This window comes from Leucobacter sp. M11 (genome assembly GCF_035726885.1).
GTDB lineage: Bacteria > Actinomycetota > Actinomycetes > Actinomycetales > Microbacteriaceae > JAPFRB01.
The window spans coordinates 91,039-92,466 of the sequence record NZ_JAPFRB010000003.1 but is presented as its reverse complement, the minus strand read 5'-3'; the positions used below and the strand labels follow the sequence as shown (position 1 = coordinate 92,466).

Below are 1,428 nucleotides of genomic sequence, written 5' to 3'. Positions count from 1 at the left end.
GGTGTCCGGGCCGGGCGGCGCGAGCGCGAAGAAAAATACGAAAAGGTCTTGACGGTTTCCCCGCGGCTCCATAGGCTGACAAACACGGGAAGGATTCCGCGGCAACGACGCCAGGACGGTCTCCCGGAGCAGCCTCTCGGGGGAGAGGCGAAGAACCAGGGGAGGCCGCAGTGGCGAAGGACATCCGGGTCTGTTTCGGCGTCGATATCGACGCCGTGGCTGGCTGGCTGGGGTCCTACGGCGGCCAGGATTCCCCGAACGACATCCAGCGCGGCGTCTACGCCGGGAAGACCGGCACGCCCCGGCTCCTCAAGCTGTTCGAACGCGCCGAGATCCGCGCGAGCTGGTTCATCCCCGGGCACTCCCTGGAGACGTTCCCCGACGAGTGCCGCATGGTCTTCGACCACGGCCACGAGATCGGCGCGCACGGCTACGCCCACGAGAACCCCATCGCGATGACGCCCGCCCAGGAGGACGTCATCATGGAAAAGTCCGTTGAGCTCATCGAGAAGCTCACGGGCCAGGCCCCGCGCGGCTACGTCGCGCCGTGGTGGGAGCTGAGCGAATACACGCCGACCCTGCTGCAGAAGTTCGGCTTCCAGTACGACCACAGCCAGAGCCACCAGGACTTCGTGCCGTTCTACGCCCGCGTCGGTGACGCGTGGACGAAGATCGACTACGAGCAGCACCCCGAGACCTGGATGCGGCCGATGACCCACGGCTCCGAGATCGACCTCGTCGAGATCGGCGCGAACTGGTACCTCGACGACCTGCCGCCGATGATGTTCATGAAGGCCTCGCCCAACAGTCACGGCTTCATGAACCCTCGCGACATCGAGGACATGTGGTTCCAACAGTTTGAGTGGGTGCACCGCGAGTTGGACTACGCGGTGTTCCCCATCACCATCCACCCGGATGTCTCCGGGAGGCCCCAGGTGCTCATGATGCTTGAGCGCCTGATCGAAAAAATGCGTGGCTACGAGGGTGTCACCTTCGTCACCATGGAGGAGGCGGTTGCCGAGTATCGGAGCCGCTTCCCATTCGCCGGGACGGAGCGTCCCCGCGACTACTGATTCACGTGCCGGTCGGCCGTCGGGGGGTGGCCGACCGGTACGTGCTTGTCCCTGCGTCGCGTCAGGGGTGGCCGCCGCCCGTGATCACGACGCCGCGTGACGCGGACGAATCGCCCATCCCCGGTGAATCAGGCAGGATGGTCACATGAGAATGCTGATCTTGCCGATGTCGCAGCGCGACGCCGAGGAGATCTCTGAGTGGCGCTATGAGGGCGCCTACGCCTTCTACAACCCCGGCGCCGCGACGAACGATCTCAGCGAGCTGCTGGATCCGGAGCGGCGCGGGGAACACTACTGCTCGGTCCGGGAGGATTTCAGCGACGACCTGATCGGCTTCTTCGCGGCCAGGGTGCAG

2 protein-coding genes are annotated in these 1,428 nt (G+C 65.4%); both read left to right on the top strand.

Going from position 1 to position 1,428, the window contains the following annotated elements; genetic code table 11:
* Nucleotides 1-170: 170 nt before the first annotated feature.
* Nucleotides 171-1,073, top strand: coding sequence for a polysaccharide deacetylase family protein (locus OOT08_RS08680; RefSeq protein WP_325092237.1), 903 nt, complete (start codon nucleotides 171-173; stop codon nucleotides 1,071-1,073).
* A 145-nt stretch (nucleotides 1,074-1,218) separates the two neighbouring features.
* On the top strand, nucleotides 1,219-1,428 hold a 210-nt coding region (locus OOT08_RS08675; protein WP_325092235.1), incomplete at its 3' end, for a hypothetical protein.